This window comes from Hydrogenophaga sp. (assembly GCF_041633695.1).
Classification (GTDB): Bacteria; Pseudomonadota; Gammaproteobacteria; order Burkholderiales; family Burkholderiaceae_C; genus Hydrogenophaga.
Genome location: NZ_JBFJMY010000541.1, coordinates 1 through 2,541 on the forward strand (window position 1 = coordinate 1; position 2,541 = coordinate 2,541).

At 60.7% G+C, this 2,541-nt stretch carries 2 protein-coding genes and 1 pseudogene; all 3 read left to right on the top strand.

Features of this window, described 5'->3' with window-relative positions; translation table 11 throughout:
* Window positions 1–1,194: F0F1 ATP synthase subunit alpha (gene atpA, locus ABYB95_RS21370; protein ID WP_372661672.1), on the top strand; the 1,194-nt coding region annotated here is incomplete at its 5' end.
* A 31-nt stretch (window positions 1,195–1,225) separates the two neighbouring features.
* Window positions 1,226–2,092: a F0F1 ATP synthase subunit gamma gene (gene atpG, locus ABYB95_RS21375; RefSeq protein WP_372661675.1), complete on the top strand. Its 867-nt coding sequence runs from the start codon at window positions 1,226–1,228 to the stop codon at window positions 2,090–2,092.
* Between the two features lie 44 nt (window positions 2,093–2,136).
* A pseudogene (locus tag ABYB95_RS21380) lies at window positions 2,137–2,541 on the top strand (F0F1 ATP synthase subunit beta); the annotation flags it as partial.

Here is a 2,541-nt window from a genome sequence, read left to right on the forward strand (position 1 = left end):
GGCAAAGGTCCGGTCAACGCCAAGATGACCGACGTGATCGAAAAGGTCGCACCGGGCGTGATCGCCCGTAAATCGGTGGACCAGCCGGTGCAGACCGGTCTGAAGTCGATCGACTCCATGGTGCCCGTGGGCCGTGGCCAGCGCGAACTGATCATTGGCGACCGCCAGACCGGCAAGACCGCCGTGGCGATCGACGCCATCATCAACCAGAAGGGTCAGAACATGACCTGCGTTTATGTCGCGATTGGCCAAAAGGCCTCGTCGATCAAGAACGTGGTGCGTGCCCTGGAGCAAGCCGGCGCGATGGAGTACACCATCGTCGTGGCCGCTTCGGCCTCTGAATCCGCTGCCATGCAGTACCTGTCGGCCTACTCCGGCTGCACCATGGGCGAATACTTCCGCGACCGCGGTGAAGATGCCCTGATCGTGTACGACGACCTGTCCAAGCAGGCCGTGGCCTACCGTCAAGTGTCGCTGTTGCTGCGCCGCCCACCAGGCCGCGAAGCCTATCCCGGCGACGTGTTCTATCTCCACAGCCGTCTGCTCGAACGCGCAGCCCGCGTGAACGCCGACTACGTCGAAGCCTTCACCAAAGGCGCCGTCAAAGGCAAGACCGGTTCGCTGACCGCACTGCCCATCATCGAAACGCAGGCCGGTGACGTGTCCGCTTTCGTGCCGACCAACGTGATCTCGATCACCGACGGCCAGATTTTCCTGGAAACCAGCCTGTTCAACGCCGGTATCCGCCCCGCCATCAACGCCGGTATCTCGGTGTCGCGCGTCGGTGGTGCTGCGCAAACCAAGCTGATCAAGAGCCTGTCCGGCGGTATCCGTACCGACTTGGCCCAGTACCGCGAACTGGCTGCGTTCGCGCAGTTTGCTTCCGACCTGGACGAAGCCACCCGCAAGCAGTTGGACCGTGGCGCCCGCGTGACCGAGCTGCTCAAACAAGCGCAGTACAGCCCCCAGTCCATCAGCCTGATGGCCTCGACGCTGTTTGCGGTGAACAAAGGCTTCATGGACGATGTGGAAGTCAAGAAGCTGCTGGCCTTTGAGTCGGGCCTGCACGCCCATTTGAAAGACAAGCACGCCGCTTTGCTCGCAAAGATGGAAGCCGACAAGGCCATGGACAAGGACGCAGAAGCCCAACTCTCGGCCGCCATTGGCGACTTCAAGAAAACCGGCACGTACTGAACCGGCCCATTGACCTTTACAAGGAGCCCCAATGGCAGCAGGTAAGGAAATACGCGGCAAGATCAAGTCGGTGGAGAACACCAAGAAGATCACCAAAGCCATGGAGATGGTCGCCGCCTCCAAGATGCGCAAGGCGCAGGACCGCATGCGTGCAGCCCGGCCTTATGCGGAAAAAGTGCGCCAGATCGCCGGCAACCTGAGCAAGGCGAATCCGGAATACACCCACGCGTTCATGCAGGTGAACAACGCCAAGACCGCTGGTTTTGTCGTGGTCACGACCGACAAAGGTTTGTGCGGCGGCCTGAACACCAACGTGTTGCGGGCCGTGACCGCCAAGCTCAAGGAACTGCAGGCCCAGGGCGTGAGCGCCGAAGCCGTGGCGATTGGCAACAAGGGCCTGGGTTTTCTGAACCGCATCGGCGCCAAAGTGGTGTCCAGCGCCACGGGTCTGGGCGATACGCCCCATCTCGAGAAGCTGATCGGCCCCGTCAAGGTGTTGCTGGATGCTTATTCGGAAGGGCGCATCAACGCGGTCTACTTGTGCTACACCCGCTTCATCAACACGATGAAGCAAGAGTCCATGGTCGAGCAGCTGCTGCCATTGACGACGGGTGGCCTGCAGGAAAACGCAGGTGGGCGCGATTGGGACTACATCTACGAACCCGATGCGGCCGCCGTCATTGACGAGTTGCTGCTGCGTTTCGTGGAAGCGCAGGTGTACCAAGCCGTGGCAGAAAACATGGCTTCCGAGCAGTCGGCGCGGATGGTGGCGATGAAAGCCGCTACCGACAACGCAGGCAGCGTCATCGGCGAACTCAAGCTGGTCTACAACAAGACCCGCCAGGCAGCGATCACGAAAGAGCTTTCGGAGATCGTGGCCGGTGCCGCTGCGGTTTGAAGTTGTCGATCAACAGAATTTAGAGAAAAGAGAAGGTTTCAATCATGGCTCAAGTTCAAGGCAAGATTGTTCAGTGTATTGGCGCAGTGGTCGACGTGGAATTTCCGCGCAGCCACATGCCCCATATTTACGACGCACTGAAAATGGAGGGCTCGGCCCTGACGCTGGAAGTTCAGCAACAGCTGGGTGACGGCGTGGTGCGTACCATTGCGCTGGGTTCTTCGGACGGCCTGCGCCGCGGCATGATGGTGTCCAACACCAACCAGCCGATCATGGTGCCAGTGGGCAAAGCCACGCTGGGCCGCATCATGGACGTGCTGGGCGCGCCCATCGACGAACGTGGCCCGGTCGATCAGGCCCTGACCGCTTCGATCCACCGCAAGGCCCCGGCCTATGACGAGCTCTCGCCGTCGCAGGAATTGCTGGAAACCGGCATCAAGGTGATCGAC

Coding starts and splice junctions, on each gene's coding strand:
- atpG (WP_372661675.1), top strand. CDS start 1,226: ATGGCAGCAGGTAAGGAAATACGCGGCAAGATCAAGTCGGTGGAGAAC.